At 65.4% G+C, this 16,061-nt stretch carries 17 protein-coding genes; 6 read left to right on the forward strand and 11 right to left on the reverse strand.

Going from position 1 to position 16,061, the window contains the following annotated elements; genetic code table 11:
- Positions 1–253: 253 nt before the first annotated feature.
- Together dnaG and rpsU are read right to left on the reverse strand one after the other, a co-directional pair.
- The gene (gene dnaG, locus NFI08_RS13505; protein ID WP_253555379.1) at positions 254–2,068 is read right to left on the reverse strand and encodes a DNA primase; all 1,815 of its coding nucleotides are present in this window, start codon (positions 2,066–2,068) and stop codon (positions 254–256) included.
- Between the two features lie 199 nt (positions 2,069–2,267).
- Entirely contained in the window at positions 2,268–2,483 is a 216-nt protein-coding gene (rpsU, locus tag NFI08_RS13510; RefSeq protein WP_013333229.1) for a 30S ribosomal protein S21, read from the reverse strand.
- Between the two features lie 389 nt (positions 2,484–2,872).
- Here rpsU and tsaD point away from each other — a divergent pair, with 389 nt between their 5' ends.
- Positions 2,873–3,901, forward strand: a complete 1,029-nt coding sequence (gene tsaD / locus NFI08_RS13515) for a tRNA (adenosine(37)-N6)-threonylcarbamoyltransferase complex transferase subunit TsaD (RefSeq protein ID WP_349589961.1) — start codon at positions 2,873–2,875, stop codon at positions 3,899–3,901.
- A 90-nt stretch (positions 3,902–3,991) separates the two neighbouring features.
- On the opposite strand, the gene NFI08_RS13520 is transcribed toward tsaD, so the two are convergent.
- Positions 3,992–4,579: a glycerol-3-phosphate acyltransferase gene (locus NFI08_RS13520; protein ID WP_286986044.1), complete on the reverse strand. Its 588-nt coding sequence runs from the start codon at positions 4,577–4,579 to the stop codon at positions 3,992–3,994.
- A 204-nt stretch (positions 4,580–4,783) separates the two neighbouring features.
- Between NFI08_RS13520 and folB the strand changes: the two genes are divergently transcribed.
- On the forward strand, positions 4,784–5,149 hold the full coding sequence (folB, locus tag NFI08_RS13525; protein WP_045991856.1) for a dihydroneopterin aldolase: 366 nt from the start codon (positions 4,784–4,786) through the stop codon (positions 5,147–5,149).
- Positions 5,149–5,691 (forward strand): 2-amino-4-hydroxy-6-hydroxymethyldihydropteridine diphosphokinase, encoded by a 543-nt coding sequence (gene folK, locus NFI08_RS13530; protein WP_286986043.1) that lies wholly within the window; start codon positions 5,149–5,151, stop codon positions 5,689–5,691. The genes folB and folK overlap by 1 nt, the downstream gene beginning before the upstream one ends.
- 13 nt (positions 5,692–5,704) lie before the next feature.
- On the opposite strand, the gene NFI08_RS13535 is transcribed toward folK, so the two are convergent.
- The 8 genes from NFI08_RS13535 to NFI08_RS13570 all read right to left on the reverse strand — a co-directional run bounded on the left by NFI08_RS13535 (position 5,705) and on the right by NFI08_RS13570 (position 13,592).
- The gene (locus NFI08_RS13535; protein WP_108448072.1) at positions 5,705–6,865 is read right to left on the reverse strand and encodes a tRNA nucleotidyltransferase/poly(A) polymerase-related protein; all 1,161 of its coding nucleotides are present in this window, start codon (positions 6,863–6,865) and stop codon (positions 5,705–5,707) included.
- Complete coding sequence (gene glpE, locus NFI08_RS13540; protein ID WP_108448071.1) at positions 6,862–7,200, reverse strand: thiosulfate sulfurtransferase GlpE; 339 nt, start codon at positions 7,198–7,200, stop codon at positions 6,862–6,864. Before glpE ends, NFI08_RS13535 begins: the two co-directional genes overlap by 4 nt.
- 66 nt (positions 7,201–7,266) lie before the next feature.
- A complete protein-coding gene (locus NFI08_RS13545) occupies positions 7,267–8,079 on the reverse strand; it encodes a symmetrical bis(5'-nucleosyl)-tetraphosphatase (protein WP_108448070.1) in 813 nt (270 codons plus the stop codon).
- 39 nt (positions 8,080–8,118) lie between these two features.
- The gene (apaG, locus tag NFI08_RS13550) at positions 8,119–8,499 is read right to left on the reverse strand and encodes a Co2+/Mg2+ efflux facilitator ApaG/CorD (protein WP_045991851.1); all 381 of its coding nucleotides are present in this window, start codon (positions 8,497–8,499) and stop codon (positions 8,119–8,121) included.
- Positions 8,496–9,308 carry a 16S rRNA (adenine(1518)-N(6)/adenine(1519)-N(6))-dimethyltransferase RsmA gene (gene rsmA, locus NFI08_RS13555; RefSeq protein WP_108448069.1) on the reverse strand — a complete coding sequence of 271 codons (813 nt, stop codon included), beginning with the start codon at positions 9,306–9,308 and terminating at the stop codon, positions 8,496–8,498. Before rsmA ends, apaG begins: the two co-directional genes overlap by 4 nt.
- A 41-nt stretch (positions 9,309–9,349) precedes the next feature.
- Positions 9,350–10,399 (reverse strand): 4-hydroxythreonine-4-phosphate dehydrogenase PdxA, encoded by a 1,050-nt coding sequence (gene pdxA / locus NFI08_RS13560; RefSeq protein ID WP_108448185.1) that lies wholly within the window; start codon positions 10,397–10,399, stop codon positions 9,350–9,352.
- A gap of 11 nt (positions 10,400–10,410) precedes the next feature.
- A complete protein-coding gene (locus NFI08_RS13565) occupies positions 10,411–11,052 on the reverse strand; it encodes a SurA N-terminal domain-containing protein (protein ID WP_108448068.1) in 642 nt (213 codons plus the stop codon).
- Between the two features lie 77 nt (positions 11,053–11,129).
- A complete protein-coding gene (locus NFI08_RS13570) occupies positions 11,130–13,592 on the reverse strand; it encodes an LPS-assembly protein LptD (RefSeq protein WP_108448067.1) in 2,463 nt (820 codons plus the stop codon).
- A gap of 188 nt (positions 13,593–13,780) precedes the next feature.
- Between NFI08_RS13570 and NFI08_RS13575 the strand changes: the two genes are divergently transcribed.
- The 3 genes from NFI08_RS13575 (at position 13,781) to NFI08_RS13585 (ending at position 16,003) form a co-directional block, all read left to right on the forward strand.
- Entirely contained in the window at positions 13,781–14,821 is a 1,041-nt protein-coding gene (locus tag NFI08_RS13575; protein WP_349589970.1) for an aminoglycoside phosphotransferase family protein, read from the forward strand.
- On the forward strand, positions 14,818–15,495 hold the full coding sequence (murU, locus tag NFI08_RS13580) for an N-acetylmuramate alpha-1-phosphate uridylyltransferase MurU (protein ID WP_286986035.1): 678 nt from the start codon (positions 14,818–14,820) through the stop codon (positions 15,493–15,495). Before NFI08_RS13575 ends, murU begins: the two co-directional genes overlap by 4 nt.
- An 88-nt stretch (positions 15,496–15,583) precedes the next feature.
- Positions 15,584–16,003, forward strand: a complete 420-nt coding sequence (locus NFI08_RS13585) for an OsmC family protein (protein WP_108131335.1) — start codon at positions 15,584–15,586, stop codon at positions 16,001–16,003.
- Positions 16,004–16,061: the final 58 nt, after the last annotated feature.

Below are 16,061 nucleotides of genomic sequence, written 5' to 3' on the forward strand. Positions count from 1 at the left end.
GGTAAGCCGGACAGTATAGCGGTTTTGGGGCCACTTCTGCCAGTCTGGAGTGTTTGCGCGATGTCTCAGGTGTGTTAGTTTATCTGGTTGCGCCACTTGTCAGCGCCGTATCCCTTAGATGGTGATGGTAGGACAAAATTCAACCCTACCCGCATCCATACCTCATATTTGTCGTCGAACGCTCACAGGTTCTTACCATTGGTGGTAGCCGAACCTGCCGTCGTGACAGCGCTCGCGCCCTCCCGCAAGCGACCTAGCGGCCCGCCGCCAGCAACTCCATCAAGCGCCCGCGTTCTTCACTCGACAACCGCTCGCCGGACTGTTGCCGCCTCAGCAAGGCGTCGATCTCTTCCTGCCGGGACGGAGTCTGACTGGCTCTCTGAAAATAGCTCACCAGACCATCGAGCTCCGCTGCCCTGGCTGCCACCGGGATCAACAACTCCCGTCGCGCCAGCGCCGCCAGCCGCTCACCGTCCTCGCTACCGTGGAAGTGCATCAGCAGCACCTGAGCGCTTGAGTAGCCGCCAGCGCGCAGCAAGGTAATGACCTCCCGGCACAGCCGGGCGTCCTCGTCCTGCCCCCCGCACCAGTCCAGCGATTCGGGCAAGCGCTCCACCAGCCTGGGCTCGTGAACCAGCAATTGCAGGGTTCGCGCCATCAGGCCAAGGGCGCCCCCGGAACGGCGCGGCCGTGGAGCCGGCTCGCCGTCCTCGACGACGGGTTCGAAAAACTCATCGACCGGCGCGAAGTCGTTGTCCTCGGGCGCCGGCGCCAGCAGCGCCTCGAAGCGCGACTGCTCGACCCCGGTGCGACGTGAGAGCTCGGTCAGCATCAGCGACTTGAGCACCCCCTGGGGCAGCTTCTCGATCGCAGCCAGCACCTGACTGGCGTAGCGCTCTCGCGATTCAAGCTGGGCCAGATCGCGCCCCTGGGCGGCGTGCTCGAACAGAAACTCCGACAGAGGGCTTGCGCAGGTCACCCGATCCTCGAAAGCCTCGGTTCCCTCCTTGCGCACCAGGGAGTCGGGATCCTCTCCCTCCGGCAGGAACAGGAAGCGTGCCTGGCGACCATCGATCATCTCCGGCAGCACCGTTTCCAGCGCCCGCGCCGCCGCCTGACGTCCCGCCTTGTCGCCGTCGAAGCAGAACACTACTTCGCTGACCAGACGGAACAGCCGACGCAGGTGATCGGCGGTGGTGGCGGTGCCAAGCGTCGCCACCGCGTTGCGGATGCCGAACTGGGCCAGCGCCACCACGTCCATGTAGCCCTCGACGATCAGCAGGCGTTCCAGGCGATGATTGGCCTGACGTGCCTCATAGAGGCCGTAGAGCTCGCGCCCCTTGTGGAACACCGGCGTCTCGGGCGAGTTCAAATACTTGGGCTTGGCGTCGCCCATCACTCGGCCGCCGAAGCCAAGCGTCCTGCCGCGAATATCGCGGATCGGAAAGACCACCCGGTCGCGGAAGCGGTCGTAGCTGCGGCCACTGTCCTCGTGATGCACCAGCAGGCCGTACTCGATCTGCACCGACTCATCGACGCCCTGGCTGCCCAGGTGTCGCTTCAGCGCCTCCCACTGGGCCGGCGCGTAACCGATGCCGAAGGTCTCGCGCACCTCATCGGACAGCCCTCGACCCTCGAGGTATTCGCGCGCCGCCTTGCCTTCCGGCATCTTGAGCCGCTCGCGAAAATAGCTGGCCGACATTTCCAGCAGGTTGACGCCTTCCTTGCGCTTCTTCTCGCGGGCCTGGGCGCGAGGATCGTCCGCTCCTTCCCTCGGCACTTCCATTCCCATCCGCGAGGCCAGCTGCTCCACCGCTTCGGGAAACCGCAGCTTGTCGTACTCCATCAGAAAGCGCAGGGCGTTGCCGTGGGCGCCGCAGCCGAAGCAGTGATAGAACTGCTTGTCCGCACTGACCGTGAAAGACGGGCTCTTTTCCTGGTGGAAGGGGCACAGACCGGAATGGTTGCGCCCGGCCTTTTTCAGCTTGACGCGCTCTCCCACCACTTCGACCACGTCGACGCGGGCAAGGAGATCATCGATGAAACGCTGGGGAATCTGACCGGCCATATTCTGCTCGACAGGAGCCCTCTCGACTGAAGCGCGCTAGTCCAGACTGAAACGCGCTAGACAATGCACTAGCAGGAGCAAGAGAAGCGAAGCGGGAAGTCGGCGACAAACGTCAGAAAAACAAGCGGCCACCTCAATGGCGGCCGCTTGGCGTCCTCCTGAACCGAGGGCGGCGGACCGCGCTCGACTCAAGTACGGATCAATAGAGCCGTTCGAAACGCTTGCGCTCGCGCTGGAGCTTCTTGGCGTGACGCTTGACAGCGGCAGCAGCCTTGCGCTTGCGCTCGGCAGTCGGCTTCTCGTACTGCTCACGACGACGAACCTCGGACAGAACGCCGGCTTTTTCACAGGAACGCTTGAAGCGACGCAGAGCGACGTCAAACGGCTCGTTATCACGTACTTTGACAGAAGGCATTAAGCACTCACCTACCTTGGGTAACTTGAGTTCGGTTTGTACGCACACCTTCAAGGCCAATACCCCGCACCACTCCTTGTCCGGCCAACCCTTGAGCTGACAACAGCTCAGCGCAGGAACCCTGCGGGCATGACCTGAAACGGAACAGAGACGGGGGAAGCGAGCCCTGGATGCACGACCCAGTCTTGCAGCGGACAGTATTTTAGTGACCATCCCGCTTTCTTGCAAATGCTTTCGTCTCGCTCACCCTTCAATCTGCACCCGCCGCCAGCGCTGCTTGCCTGCCACAAGGCGCGCCGCGGCCGCCGAAAGGGAGCCCGTCGCTTATGCAGCGGAAGCCAAATCGGCGTAGAATACTCCCCCCTTTCACCGTTTCCCGAGCCCGATCCATGCGCGTACTAGGCATCGAAACCTCCTGCGACGAGACCGGCGTCGCCCTTTACGACACCGACCGCGGCTTGCTGGCCGATGCGTTGCATAGCCAGGTGGCGATGCACGCGGACTACGGCGGTGTGGTGCCGGAACTCGCCTCTCGCGACCATACCCGGCGCCTGCTGCCGCTGATCGACCAGGTGCTCTCTGGAGCACAGCTCGAACGCACCCAGCTGGACGCCATCGCCTACACGGCAGGCCCCGGGCTGGTCGGCGCGCTGATGGTCGGCGCCAGCACCGCCCACGGCATGGCCCGCGCACTCGGCATTCCGGTGCTCGGCGTTCATCATATGGAAGGACACCTGCTCGCTCCCATGCTCGAGGACGAGCCTCCGGCCTTTCCCTTCGTGGCATTGCTGGTCTCGGGCGGCCACACCCAGCTGGTCCAGGTTGACGGCATCGGGTGCTATCAGCTGCTGGGCGAATCGGTGGACGATGCCGCCGGCGAAGCCTTCGACAAGGCTGCCAAGATGCTCGACCTCGACTACCCCGGCGGCCCACGGGTAGCTGCCCTGGCCGAGAGCGGCGACCCGGGCCGCTTCCGCTTCCCCCGGCCGATGACCGATCGCCCGGGTCTCGACTTCAGCTTTTCGGGGCTCAAGACCCACACCCTGACCGCCATTCGTCAGTTAGAACAGGCTGGCCAGCTCGACGACCAGGCCCGCGCCGACGTCGCCAGGGCCTTCGAGGAAGCCGTCGCCGACACCCTGGCGATCAAGTGCCGTCGGGCCCTCAAGCAGACCGGGCTCACCCGCCTGGTGGTGGCCGGCGGTGTCAGTGCCAATGTGCGCCTGCGCGCCAAGCTGGAAGAAGCGACGCGAAAACAGGGGGCTCGCGCCTACTACCCTCGCGGCCGCTTCTGCACCGACAACGGGGCCATGATCGCTTATGCGGGAGCCCAGCGTTTGATCGCAGGAGAAAAGGATATCGTGGGTCAGATGAAGGCGGTGCCGCGCTGGCCGATGGATCAACTCAGCGCGCCGTAGTCGACTAGCAAGAAGAAAGGGCCAAGAAAGGGCCATGATTGCGCTCTCTATACGCCCAGCAGCCCTGCCTGCCCCATCGAGCCGGTCGCTTTACAGGTGGGGCTCCTTGCCCTGGCGCAGTCGGCCGATATTGATGGCGTGGCGGGCCACCACAAGACCGGCGAATACCAGCACCACCCAGACAAAGTCCGGCGCCAGCCACAGACTCAGCAGCGGGGCCAGGGTGGCGCTGGTCAGTGAGGCCACCGCCGCGGTGTGCGCCCACCAGGCAAGCAGCGCCCAGATCACGGCGCTGACCAAGGCTACCCCAGGGGTCAACAACAGCATCACGCCGAAGGCGCTGGCCACCGCCTTGCCACCACGGAAGCGATACCACGCCGGGTAGCAATGACCCAGCAGCACACCGAGCCCCACCAGGCCTAGCCCCCAGGGCGGCAGTTCGATCCACAGGCCGAGCAGCAGCACCGGCCAGCTTTTCAGGGCGTCGATCGCCAGCGTCGCCAGCGCCAGCGGCACGCCGTGCTGGCGAAGCACATTGGAGAAGCCGGGATTGCAGGAGCCGCTGAGCCGCGGATCCGGGCGCCCGGCCCAGCGGCAGACGCTGATGGCGCCCAGCCAGGTGCCGCTCAGGTAGGCAAGAGCGGTCAAGGGCAGTATCACTTCCAACGATGAACCCATGGCGACTCCTGGCCTGACGCAACCGGTGCTGGCGAAAGATGCCACACTCAAGGGCATTCCGTCGTAGTTTGCCAGTACGAGCACTCGCGAGTCACCCGCGGCCTGTTTCCCGGGGGGCGGCTCAAGTACAATCGGGCGCCTTGTCACACCTGCTTTTCCCGGTTCTTGCTTAGCGGCCGGGAGGACAATCACCGGGGATCACCGATGGATCAGGTACTGATCGAAGGCCTTGAACTGGATACCGTCATCGGCGTCTATGACTGGGAGCGCAGCATCACCCAGCGCCTGACGCTGGACCTGGTGCTGGCCACCGACATCCGCGCTGCAGCGCAAGACGATGACCTGAGCCAGACCCTCGACTATGACGCCATCAGCCGTCGCATCGGGGTCTTCGCCGAAGAACACAGCTTCGAGTTGGTGGAAACCTTTGCCGAGCGGCTGGCGGAACTATTGCAGGAGGAGTTCGGCGTACCCTGGCTGAAGATGACCCTGCGCAAGCCCGGGGCGGTGGCCAACGCCCGCGCCGTAGGCGTCAGCATCGAGCGCGGTCAGCGCCCCGGGGGCCACTGATGGCGCTGGTAACCCTGAGTCTTGGCAGCAATATCGAGCGCGACCAGCATATTCGCGTCTGCCTGGACGCCCTGTCGGAGACCTTTGGCGAGCTTGCCATCTCGCGGGTCTACGAAAGCAAGCCGGTCGGCTTCGAAGACGGTCGCAACTTCTACAACCTGGTGGTCGCCCTCTACAGCGACTGGTCCGTTGGCGAACTGCAGGCCTGGTGCAAACGGCTCGAGGCCGCCAATGGTCGACGCAAGGACAGCCCCAAGTTCAGCCCTCGCACCCTCGACGTGGACATCCTCACCGTCGGCGAGCAGGTAGGCGACATCGACGGCGTCAGCCTGCCGCGAGGCGAAATCCTGCACCACGCCTTCGTGCTCTGGCCCATGGCCGAGCTGCTGCCGGAGCACCGCCACCCCCTCGACGGGCGCTGCTATCAGGAGATCTGGCAGGCCTTCGACGCGGACGACCAGCCGTTGTGGCCCATCGAGTTCCACTGGGGGGATCGGGCGCTGCCTTCACGCGCGGCACTCGAGGGGGCATTTGAGAAATAGCAGCGCAAGCCCGCTAGCGCCAGGCGTCTTCCAGGACGGCAAGCCGCCTGTGTCGTAACTCCTGACCCAGCGCCGCACCCTTGAAGCCCTCATCGAGCAGGTCTCTGGGCGAGAGCGCCAGCGCCGTACGATAGCCCAGCGCCAAGCGCTCGGCGTCCCCGGGACGCCTAAGTGCCAGCACCGCCAGCAGCGGCGCCACCCGCTCACCGCGGCGCCAGGCGTCGATGCCATCGAGCCAGTCCATGGCGATCGACGGCGCCGAGCGATCACCGTCCTGAGCAAGCGACGACGCCAGCTGCCGGGTCGACGCCAACTGATGCCCGGCGTCACGATAGTCGTTGGGTAGCTTGAGGCGTTCCTCCAGGGCCTTGCGTGCGGGCGCACTCAGCGCCTCCACCAGGCGCCCCCAGCGCCAACAGGGCGAACCGGACAACGCCTCGGGCAATCTCGTCATCCGCACAAGCGCGCGCTCCAGGGCATCACCGCCCGCCTCGTTCAGCGCCGGCATCAGCCGCTCAAGTGCACCGCAGGCGGCCAGGGCATCGAAGTAATGCCGCGGCTCGGGCTCGCCGAGCGCTTTCTCGGTCTCCACCCAGACCCGCTCGGCCACCAGATGGTCGAGCTCACCGCTGTCGGCCAGTTGGCGCATCAGCGCCTGGGTCGGTTCGGCGATGCGAAAGCCAAGGCCTGCATAACGGGCCAGAAAGCGGGCGGTACGCAGCACCCTCAAGGGATCCTCGACGAAGGCCGGGCTGACGTGGCGCAGCAGTCGATCATCGAGGTCTCGACGGCCATCGAAGGGATCCACCAGTGCGCCGTCGAGCGACTCGGCCATGGCGTTGATGGTCAGATCGCGACGGGCCAGGTCTTCCTCCAGGGTCACCTCGGGGCTGGCGTGCACCACAAAGCCGGTATAGCCGTGACCGGACTTTCGCTCGGTCCGCGCCAGGGCGTACTCTTCGTGGGTCTCGGGGTGCAGAAATACCGGAAAGTCGCGCCCCACCGGGCGAAAACCACGCTGGCGCATGGCCTCGGGGGTGGCGCCGACCACCACCCAGTCGGTGTCCTTCACCGGCCAGCCAAGTAGAGCGTCGCGTACCGCGCCCCCCACCCGATAGACCTCCAGCCCCGCACAAGGCTCGTCGCCCTGGCGCTGCTCGCGATCCCGGGTCATGACGCCGTCCGGCTCACCCGTTCGGGCAGGCGATGCTGCCACTCGGAAAAACCACCATCGAGGCTGTAGACACGCTCGAAGCCCTGGGCGCTGAGCCAGCTTGCCGCCTGCTGGCTGGAATGGCCGTGATAGCACACCACTACCAGGGGCCTATCCTTCGGCGTTTGCTCGACCAACGGCCCTACGCTGTGGTTGTCCAGATGGCGGCTGCCGGGAATGTGGCCCTGGGCGTAGCTGCCGGGATCGCGAATATCGACGAGACACAGCTCGCCTTGCTCATCGAGCCACTGGCTCAGGCGCTCGATATCCAGATGTTCGAAGGCGGCGGACGTCATATGGACTCCTTGATAAAGGGAAGGGTCGGGCACGGGGAAGCGGGTATCGGCGAGTGGCCTGCGGCGTTACGCAAACTGCCGACTGGGCACGCTGATGCGCTCGCCGCTGTCCAGGTCCAGCGCGGTCAGACTGCCGCCCCAGACGCAGCCGGTATCCAGCGCCTCGGCGCGAACCCGACTGCCGCTGGCCTCGCCGTTGAGCGCGGCCCAGTGGCCGAACAGCAGCCAGGGATCATCCTGGCGAGGGTACTGAAACCAGGGAGCGAAGCCGTCCGGCGCGCTGTCCAGGCCTTCCTTGGCGTCAAAATCCAGGCGCCCCTCGGCGTCGATGAAGCGCATACGGGTCAGGGTATTGACGATGGCCCGCAGGCGGTCGACCCCTTCCTGGTGCGGCTTGAAGCGGCGCGGACGATTGCCGTACATGCGCGTGAGAAAATCGCCGGCACGCTCGCCGGTCAGCATCCACTCGACCTCACCGGCCAGCGACTCGGCCTGATCCAGCCCCCACTGGGGCGGCAGGCCGGCGTGGGTCATCAGGGTATTGCCATCGCGCACCAGCAGCGGCCTGGCCTGGAGCCAGTCGAGCAGGGTCTCGCGATCCTCGGCCTCTAGAATATCGTCGATGGTGTCCTTGCGCTTGGTCGCGGCGCCACCTCGCGCGACCGCCAGCAAATGCAGGTCGTGGTTGCCTAGCACCACCCTGGCCGCCTCCCCCAGCGCCATCACTTCGCGCAGGCAGGCCAGCGACCCCGGCCCGCGGTTGACCAGATCTCCGGCCAGCCACAACTGATCCCGACGTGGATCGAAGTCGAGCGCCTCGAGCAGGGCGATGAATTCCTCGTGACAGCCTTGAAGGTCACCGATAGCGTAGCGTTTCATAGGATCTCGGGGCTCTTGAAGGTCGTTCGATGCGCCAGATCAGTGAATCTGGTTGGGTGTGGCCAGGCGAAACACCGTGATCGGCACTTCGAAGGGACGCTGGCTGGCGGTGTCCACGCAGGTATAGGCCCCTTCCATGAACCCTACCGGCCCGTCGAGAATGGCACGACTGGTGTACTGGAAGGTCTGACCGGGACCTATCATCGGCTGCTTGCCGACCACCCCCTTGCCGCGAACCTCCTGGACCTGCCCGCTGGTCTGGGTGATCTTCCAGAAACGCGCCATCAACTGGATATTCCCCGGCGAATGATTGTGCACCGTCACCGTGTAGCTGAACACGAAGCGGTTCTCCATCGGCGAAGATTCATCTTCACGATAGGCGGGCTCCACATCGACCCTTACGTCGGGCATCTCGCTCATGACGGGTTCTCCTCTGCACTCAAGGCGTTGGCGATGGACACGAACTCTTCCACCTCCAGCGTCTGGGGCCGCCGGCTCGGATCGATACCGAGGGCCTCGAGGGCGTCACCGTCGATGCGTCCCTTGAGATTGTTGCGCAGCGTCTTGCGCCGCTGACCGAAGGCCTCGCGCACCACGTCGAACAGCAACGTCTCGTCCTTGGCCCGCCCCTGGGGTCGCTCACGCGGGGTCAGCCTGACGATGGCCGAGTCCACCTTGGGACGCGGCACGAAGGCCTCCGGCGGTACCACGAACAGCGAATCGACGTCGCAGAAGTACTGCGCCAGCACCGACAGCCGCCCACGATCACCTCCGCCCGGTGGCGCCGCAAGACGATCCACCACCTCCTTCTGCAGCATGAAGTGCATGTCCTGGATGGCGTCGCCGGCCTTGAGCAAGTGCGAGATCAGCGGGGTCGAGATGTTGTAGGGAAGGTTGCCGACGACCCGGAGTGGCTGGCCCTCGCCGCGTAGCGCAACGAAGTCCATCTTGAGGGCGTCGCCTTCGTGGATGACGAAGTTCGGGTGATTGAAGAATTGCACCCGCAGCCCCGGAATCAGGTCCCGGTCCAGCTCGATGACCTCCAGATCACCGTCGGTGGCATCGAGCAGTGGTTCGGTCAGCGCCCCCTGGCCAGGGCCGATCTCGACCATACGGTCGCCGGGGCGCGCCCCGATGGAACGCACGATGCGCGAGATGACGCCGGGATCACGCAAGAAGTTCTGACCGAAGCGCTTGCGGGCCCGGTGCGCCGTGGGGCGGGATGACATGCTTGAATCCTTTGCAAAACGAGGGTTGGGGTGACGGACCTTCAGCGCTCGGCCACCCGGCTGCCCATATCCTCGGCGAGGGCAATCGCCACCGCCAGGCTATCGGGACTGGCGGTGCCATGCCCGGCCAGGTCCAGGGCGGTGCCGTGGTCCACCGAGGTCCGTGCCAGCGGCAGCCCTAATGTGATGTTGGCGGCCTGGCCGAATCCCGAGTACTTGAGCACCGGCAGACCCTGGTCATGATACATCGCCAGCACCGCGTCGACGCCGTCGAGATGGCGCGGGGTGAAAAGGGTATCCGCCGGCAGCGGCCCGTCAAGGGCCAGTCCTTCTTCACGTAGCCGTTCGAGCACCGGGGTGATGATCTCGATCTCTTCGCGCCCGAGATGCCCATCCTCGCCGGCGTGGGGGTTCAGACCGCACACGGCGATCCGCGGAGAGACAACGCCAAAGAAGTCTGTCAGGTCCCGAGCCAGTATACGCAGCACTCGCTCGAGCCCCTTTTGAGACAGCGCATCGGCCACCTCGCGCAGCGGCAGGTGGGTGGTCGCCAGGGCCACCCGCAGCGGTATCGAACGCAATGGATCAGTGGTGGCGTCGGCCGAGACGACGCGCCCGTGCAGGGCGCTGTCGGTGGCCAGCATCATGACCACCTCCTCGACCCCGCAGGCATCGCGCAGGTACTCGGTATGGCCGGTGAAGTGGTGGTGCCCCGCGTCGCGGATCACCCCCTTGTGCAGCGGCGCCGTGACCATCGCCGAGGCCTTGCCGGCCAGGCACTGGGCCACCGCCATATCCAGAGTCTCGAGCACATAGTCGGCGTTGGCTGTCGACAGCACGCCAGGCTCGCTGGCCTCCTTGAGCGCGACCGGCCACACCGCCAGACGCTGCCGGCGCGGCCCCGGGTGCGCCTCGCCCGGTGCCGCTATCACCACCTCGACATCCAGTCCGAGCGCCTGGGCGCGAGCCCTCAACAGCTCTGGGTCGCCAATGGCGACCCAGTCGGTGGCGTGGCGCGCAGCCAGCATCAGGGCAAGCTCTGGACCGATACCGGCGGGTTCGCCGGTGGTCACCACGATCGGTGCCTTCATCCGCTGCGACATCAGCCCTGGTTCAGGCGCTTCTCGACGAAGGCCTCGCCGCGAATTTCCTGAACCCACTTCTCGAGTTCATCGCCGGCCTTGCGCTGGAAGATCGCCTGGCGCGCCTCCTCGCGGCTGGTGCCGACGCCCTCCTGCTGCAGATAGCGCTCGACCTCGGACTCGGAGATGTTGATCCGGCTGGACACCTGGGCCTGCTGGACCTTCATGATCAGCATCTCGCGACGGATCTGATCACGCACCTGGGACAGGCTCATGCCCTGGGACTCGAGCCGATCGGCGAACTGCTCCAGGCTCACACCGTTCTGGTTGGCCACGGCGCGCACCTGACGATTGAGCTCGGTATCGTCGACGCTCAGGTTCATGCGCTCGGCCATCTGCACCTCGATCTCCTCGACGATCATGCGGTCCAGAATCTGCTCACGCAGGGCCTGCTCCGGAGGAGTGTCCATGTCGCTTGCGCGCAGTCTGGCCATGGCCTGCTCTACGCGGTCATCGAGCTGGGAGGCCATGATGGCGTCCTCGTTGACCACGGCGACGATCCGATCCAGCGGCTGGCGGTAACCGTCCTGGGCGTGGGCCGCCACGGTGGTCAGTGCCAGACAGGCGGCCATCGCCAGGGCGGCAAGGGGTCGGCTACGCATAGTCATGCTTCCTCGTTCACTCAGATTCGATGCGGCGAGCACGTCGCGTGCTCGCCGTTGGGGATACGCCAGGGTATTTAGTTCAGGCCGGGACGGTAACCGGGCACCGCAGACTGGAAGTAGGTGTCCGCCTCGCCACCGAAGCCACCGAAGCCCTTGAGCACAAAGCGCAGGAAGAGCCCGCGATCTGTGGTGTCGTCTTCGAGGTTGTTGGCGGTGTCCTCGTCTTCGATCCACTCGCGCCACACGACCTGCACACCATAACAGCAGTCGTTCCACTGCACACCCGCCATCTGGTCGAGGGCACGGTCGTTGGTGTTGTCGTAGAGCACCCGGCCGATGACGTCGAAACGATCCGTGGCCTTGTAGGCGAAGGACATGTCGTACTCTTCGCGGTTGTAGTTGCGAACGTCGTCGTCATCGTCGGCGTTGTCGAAGCCTTCAAGCTCCCAGCGGTAACCCAGGTTGAGCACGTGACCGGCGTCGGCACGGTACTGCACGCCAAGGCCGGTGCTCTCGGTGCGACTTTCCTCGTCGTCGTAAAGCCACTGCCAACGGGTGCTCCAGTTGTCGGTGATCTGCCAGTTGAGGCGGGTTACCCAGGGCGAACGATCGCGGGTGGCGTCGTAGTAGTCGAATGACGTCTCATCCCCCGGCAGCGTCTCGGGGTCACCGGCCATGTCGATATTGCGGTCCTCGAAGTAGGCCGCCTGACCGACCCCGATGGAGAGGCGCTCGCGGCCGCTCTGGTCTTCGAGGAAGCGGCTTTCCACGCCGTAGGACAGACGATTCAGGTCACCCAGACGATCGCCACCGGAGAAGCGGTACGGTGACCACAGCTGGTTCCAGGAGAACGACAGCTCTTCGGTGTCGAAGTCGGGGAAGTCGCTCTGGTCGCGTTCCGGTACGTAGGCATAATTCAGGCGTGGCTCGAGGGTCTGGCGCCAGTCGTCGCCGCCAAAGGCAAAGTCGCGCTCGAAGATCAGCCCGGCGTCGATGGTGGTGACCGGCGCGGTCAGCGTCGGACTCTCGCTGTTGTCGGTGATGCGATCGTCATAGTCGAGGTCGTAGCGTGTGTGCTGCAGCGCCACGCGGGGCTCGAAGAAGCCCCAGCTCGGCTCGAAGCGGTAGCCCACCGCCGGCGCCAGATCCAGGCGGGCGCCCTTGACGTCTTCCCTCAACGGGATGCGGCGCTGGGTATCCTCGTAGTCGTAGAAGCCGTTCTCGTCGCCCTCGATATCCCGCCAGAAGTAGGTCGCGTTGGAGTTCCACTCCTGATAGAAACCGAGGTCCTGTGACCAGCGGCCGTTGGCGGTCAGGCTTGGCAGCCGGTAGAAGGGCTTGTCGCCTTCGTCTACCGGATCGTCCAGCAGCTGATAGCCCTGGGCCTTGGCCTGGAGGTTCCAGGTGTCGCCGAGGTAGTCGATCTGGGCCAGACGCGCCATGTTGCTGGTGTCCGTCTCACCAAAGGTACGCCCGAAGTCATCGAAGTAGCGGCCGTCGCTGGCGGCGCCGTAGCGCAGCCGGTAAGGCACGCGCGAGCTGAAGCGCCCGTAGTGGCTGTAGTCGAAGTACCAGCGCTCGTCGCCGTTCTCGAGTTCGGTGGTGGAGTCGTCATCCCCGGCGGACTTGTCGTCGCCGATGTAGGCGCCTTCCAGGGTGCCCTGATCGGTGGGAAACAGATAGCGGAACTCCGCCCCCATCAATAACCCGCTGTCGTCGATCCAGCGCGGGGTGATGGTAGCGTCATAGTTGGGCGCCAGGTTCAGATAGAAGGGCTGTGCGTAGTCGACACCACCGTCGGAGACGCCGATGGTCGGCCACAGGAAGCCCGTCTGACGGCGTTCATCGATGGGAAAGCGCACCCAGGGCCAGTAGAACACCGGCACATCGCCCAGCTCCAGACGGGCGTGCTTGGCGGTACCATAGCCTTTGTTGCGATCCAGCAGAATATCGTTGCCGATCAGGCGCCAGGTGCTGTCGCCGGGCTCACAGGTGGTGAAGCTGGCCTCGCGCAGGCGGAAGACGTTGTCACTGACTCGCTCGAGCTGGATGGCGTCGCCGCGCAGGCGCGACTCGTGGGCCACGTAGTGGGCCGAATCGATGGTGGCCTGGTCACTGTTCAGGGAAACCTCGGCGCTGTCGCCGCGTACCAGCAGGCCCTTGTCGCGCAGGGTCAGGGGACCACTGGCGTTGGCCAGGTCACGCTCCGGTGGCACCTGCACCCGGGTTGCTTCGAGCTGGGTATCGCCCTTGCGCAGCACCACTTCACCGTCGAGCACGGTGTCACCATCGGTGCCGTAGTTGGCGGTGTTGGATTCGCTGTTGACCTGGCCATCGATGGCCGGCGCAGGAAGGCGGTATTCGGGCTGAACGTAGTAGCCTCGGCACACCGTCCCGGCGGGACGGTCATCGCCCCAGGGCTGCCAATCCATCTGGCTTGCCGGCAGGGGTTCAGGTGGGGCCGCCCACAGGGGGGACGACACCAGACTGGTGGTGGCGAGGCCCGCCAGGGCCGTCCATGCGTATCGCTTGGCCATGTTGCACGCTGTCCTCGACGGGGTGAATCGGTATTATACAGGCCGCGGCCGACCTGTAACGCCGATCTGTTCCAACGAGATTCGCGCCACGGCCGCCCTTGATCCATGCACAGCATGCGGTGAGGCCAACGGAGCGTCAACCGACATTGGCATCCTTCGCCCTGCCGCCACCAGGAGTTTTCCCCCCGATGTCCCAGGCTGAAAGCCCCCGCCGACTCGAGCAACTGCGCCTTTGGGCACAGGCACAGCACCCGTCCATCGAGGGCTCGAGCGATCTCGTGCTGGCCGCCGGCGACGCCAGCTTCAGGCGTTACTACCGCCTCACCCTGGAAAGTGGGGAGACCCGCATGCTGATGGACGCCCCGCCCCCCCAGGAGGACGTCGGCCCCTTCGTCGCCATCGCCCGTGACTGGCACGCAGCCAGCCTGCCGGTACCCCGGGTCTATGCCGTGGACGCCGACCAGGGCTTCGTGGAGCTTGAGGACCTCGGCGACGAGCCGCTGCACCTGGCCCTCGACGGTGCCGACGAGGCCACCACCCACGCCCATTTCGACGCCGCCATCTCGCTGCTCGAGGAGCTTCAGCGGAAGGCTCCGAGCGATAGCCTGCCGCCCTACGACGCCGAAACGCTGGCCCGGGAACTGGACCTGTTCCCCGACTGGTGCCTCGGCCAGTGGCTGGAGTTGGATGGCCAGCCTCCCGGCTGGCCAGCGCTGCGCCAGGCGCTGATCGAACAGGCGCTGGCCCAGCCGGTGGTCGCCGTGCACCGCGACTTCGACGCCATGAACCTGATGCGTCACGCCGCCGAACTGTGGTTGATCGACTTCCAGGACGCCCTGGCAGGCCCCATCACCTATGACCTGATCTCACTGTTGCACGGGCGCTATCGGCGCTTCGATGCGGCCACCCGGGCTGCCTGGAGCGAGGCTTTCCGCCAGCGCGCGATAGCCGACGGGCGCCTGTCCGACTCGGTGGATAGCGACAGTTTCCTGCGCTGGGTCAATGCCATGGCTGCCCAGCGTGCGCTCAAGGTGCTCGGCATCTTCTGTCGCCTGACCCTGCGCGACCAGCGCGACGGCTACCTGGCGCGTCTACCTCACTTTCTTGCCCATCTTCAGGACAGCCTCGAGGGGCTGGAGGGCCTCGCGGGACACGCCGACTTCAGCGCCTGGGTCGAAGACAGCCTGCGCCCGCTGATCGAAGCCCGTGTCGCAGAGGTGCGCCCATGAAAGCCATGATCCTGGCCGCCGGTCTCGGCAAACGCATGCGGCCGCTGACCGACCACTGCCCCAAACCCCTGTTGCCGGTGGCCGGCGAACCGCTGATTGGCCACCACCTCAGGCGCCTGGCCGGCTGCGGTATCGAACAGGTGGTGATCAACGTCAGCTACCGTGCCGACCAGATTATCGAGACTCTGGGCGACGGTGAACGCTACGGGGTATCGATTGCCTACAGTCGCGAGGACGAGCCGCTGGAGACCGCCGGCGGTATCGCCAAGGCTCGCCCACTGCTCGGCGAGGAGCCCTTCGTGCTGGTCAGCGCCGATGCCTTCTGCGACATCGACCCCAGCGCCCTGCCCTCTCTGGAGGGCGATCTGGCCCATCTGGTGCTGGTCGACAACCCCGTCCACAACCCGGACGGCGACTTCCACCTGGCGGCCGGCGGCAGAGTTTCGAGCGACGGCTCGCCAAAGTTTACCTACTCGGGGATAGCGCTGATCGACCCGCGTCTGGTGAATGACCTGCCCGCTCCCTGCTATCCTGTCGCTCCACTGCTTCGCGAGGCCATGGCCCGCGACCTCGTCGCCGGCACCCACCATCGGGGAGACTGGGTCGACGTGGGTACGCCCGAGCGCCTCGAGGCGTTGAATCACAGACTCGGCGGCACTCCTGGCGAACGCTGATTGAGTCCGGCTGCATCCTGCAGACCGCATCCTGCAGACCGCATCAAAAAACATCGACATCACTATCGCAGAAAAAGAAGGAATCCCCATGAAAGCCAGCGTCAAATGGACCGACGGCCGTCAGTTCGTGGCCGAATCCGGTAGTGGCCACGCCGTGGTCATCGACGGCCCCCCCGATCACGGTGGCCGCAACACCGGGCCGCGCCCGATGGAGATGCTGCTGATGGGCATGGGCGCCTGCACCTCCTTCGACGTGCTGGAGATCCTCGAGAAGTCCCGCGCCCCGGTGGAAGACTGCGTCGCCGACATCGAGGCCGAACGCGCCGACAGCGTGCCGTCGGTGTTTACCAAGATCCACGTGCACTTCACCGTCACCGGCAAGGGGCTCAAGGAAAAGCAGGTCCAGCGCGCGGTGGAACTCTCCGCCGACAAGTACTGCAGCGCCTCCATCATGCTGGCCAAGGGCGGCGTCGAGGTCACCCATTCCTACACCATCGTCGAATCCTGAGGCCGCTTCGAGCGCCGCGCAGCAGCGAGCGCCTCGGATCGACAGCCACCCTCACGCA

It is taken from the genome of Halomonas sp. EF61 (assembly GCF_040147045.1).
Taxonomy (GTDB): Bacteria; Pseudomonadota; Gammaproteobacteria; order Pseudomonadales; family Halomonadaceae; genus Halomonas; species Halomonas litopenaei.

What these genes read in the sequence shown, in the direction of transcription:
- NFI08_RS13570 (WP_108448067.1), bottom strand. Translation starts at nt 13,592, where the DNA reads ATGGCCAAGCGATACGCATGGACGGCCCTGGCGGGCCTCGCCACCACC.
- folK (WP_286986043.1), top strand. Translation starts at nt 5,149, where the DNA reads ATGGCGCTGGTAACCCTGAGTCTTGGCAGCAATATCGAGCGCGACCAG.
- NFI08_RS13535 (WP_108448072.1), bottom strand. Translation starts at nt 6,865, where the DNA reads ATGACCCGGGATCGCGAGCAGCGCCAGGGCGACGAGCCTTGTGCGGGG.
- NFI08_RS13545 (WP_108448070.1), bottom strand. Translation starts at nt 8,079, where the DNA reads ATGAAACGCTACGCTATCGGTGACCTTCAAGGCTGTCACGAGGAATTC.
- NFI08_RS13565 (WP_108448068.1), bottom strand. Translation starts at nt 11,052, where the DNA reads ATGCGTAGCCGACCCCTTGCCGCCCTGGCGATGGCCGCCTGTCTGGCA.
- dnaG (WP_253555379.1), bottom strand. Translation starts at nt 2,068, where the DNA reads ATGGCCGGTCAGATTCCCCAGCGTTTCATCGATGATCTCCTTGCCCGC.
- NFI08_RS13585 (WP_108131335.1), top strand. Translation starts at nt 15,584, where the DNA reads ATGAAAGCCAGCGTCAAATGGACCGACGGCCGTCAGTTCGTGGCCGAA.
- NFI08_RS13575 (WP_349589970.1), top strand. Translation starts at nt 13,781, where the DNA reads ATGTCCCAGGCTGAAAGCCCCCGCCGACTCGAGCAACTGCGCCTTTGG.
- rsmA (WP_108448069.1), bottom strand. Translation starts at nt 9,308, where the DNA reads ATGTCATCCCGCCCCACGGCGCACCGGGCCCGCAAGCGCTTCGGTCAG.
- NFI08_RS13520 (WP_286986044.1), bottom strand. Translation starts at nt 4,579, where the DNA reads ATGGGTTCATCGTTGGAAGTGATACTGCCCTTGACCGCTCTTGCCTAC.
- folB (WP_045991856.1), top strand. Translation starts at nt 4,784, where the DNA reads ATGGATCAGGTACTGATCGAAGGCCTTGAACTGGATACCGTCATCGGC.
- tsaD (WP_349589961.1), top strand. Translation starts at nt 2,873, where the DNA reads ATGCGCGTACTAGGCATCGAAACCTCCTGCGACGAGACCGGCGTCGCC.
- apaG (WP_045991851.1), bottom strand. Translation starts at nt 8,499, where the DNA reads ATGAGCGAGATGCCCGACGTAAGGGTCGATGTGGAGCCCGCCTATCGT.
- pdxA (WP_108448185.1), bottom strand. Translation starts at nt 10,399, where the DNA reads ATGAAGGCACCGATCGTGGTGACCACCGGCGAACCCGCCGGTATCGGT.
- glpE (WP_108448071.1), bottom strand. Translation starts at nt 7,200, where the DNA reads ATGACGTCCGCCGCCTTCGAACATCTGGATATCGAGCGCCTGAGCCAG.
- murU (WP_286986035.1), top strand. Translation starts at nt 14,818, where the DNA reads ATGAAAGCCATGATCCTGGCCGCCGGTCTCGGCAAACGCATGCGGCCG.
- rpsU (WP_013333229.1), bottom strand. Translation starts at nt 2,483, where the DNA reads ATGCCTTCTGTCAAAGTACGTGATAACGAGCCGTTTGACGTCGCTCTG.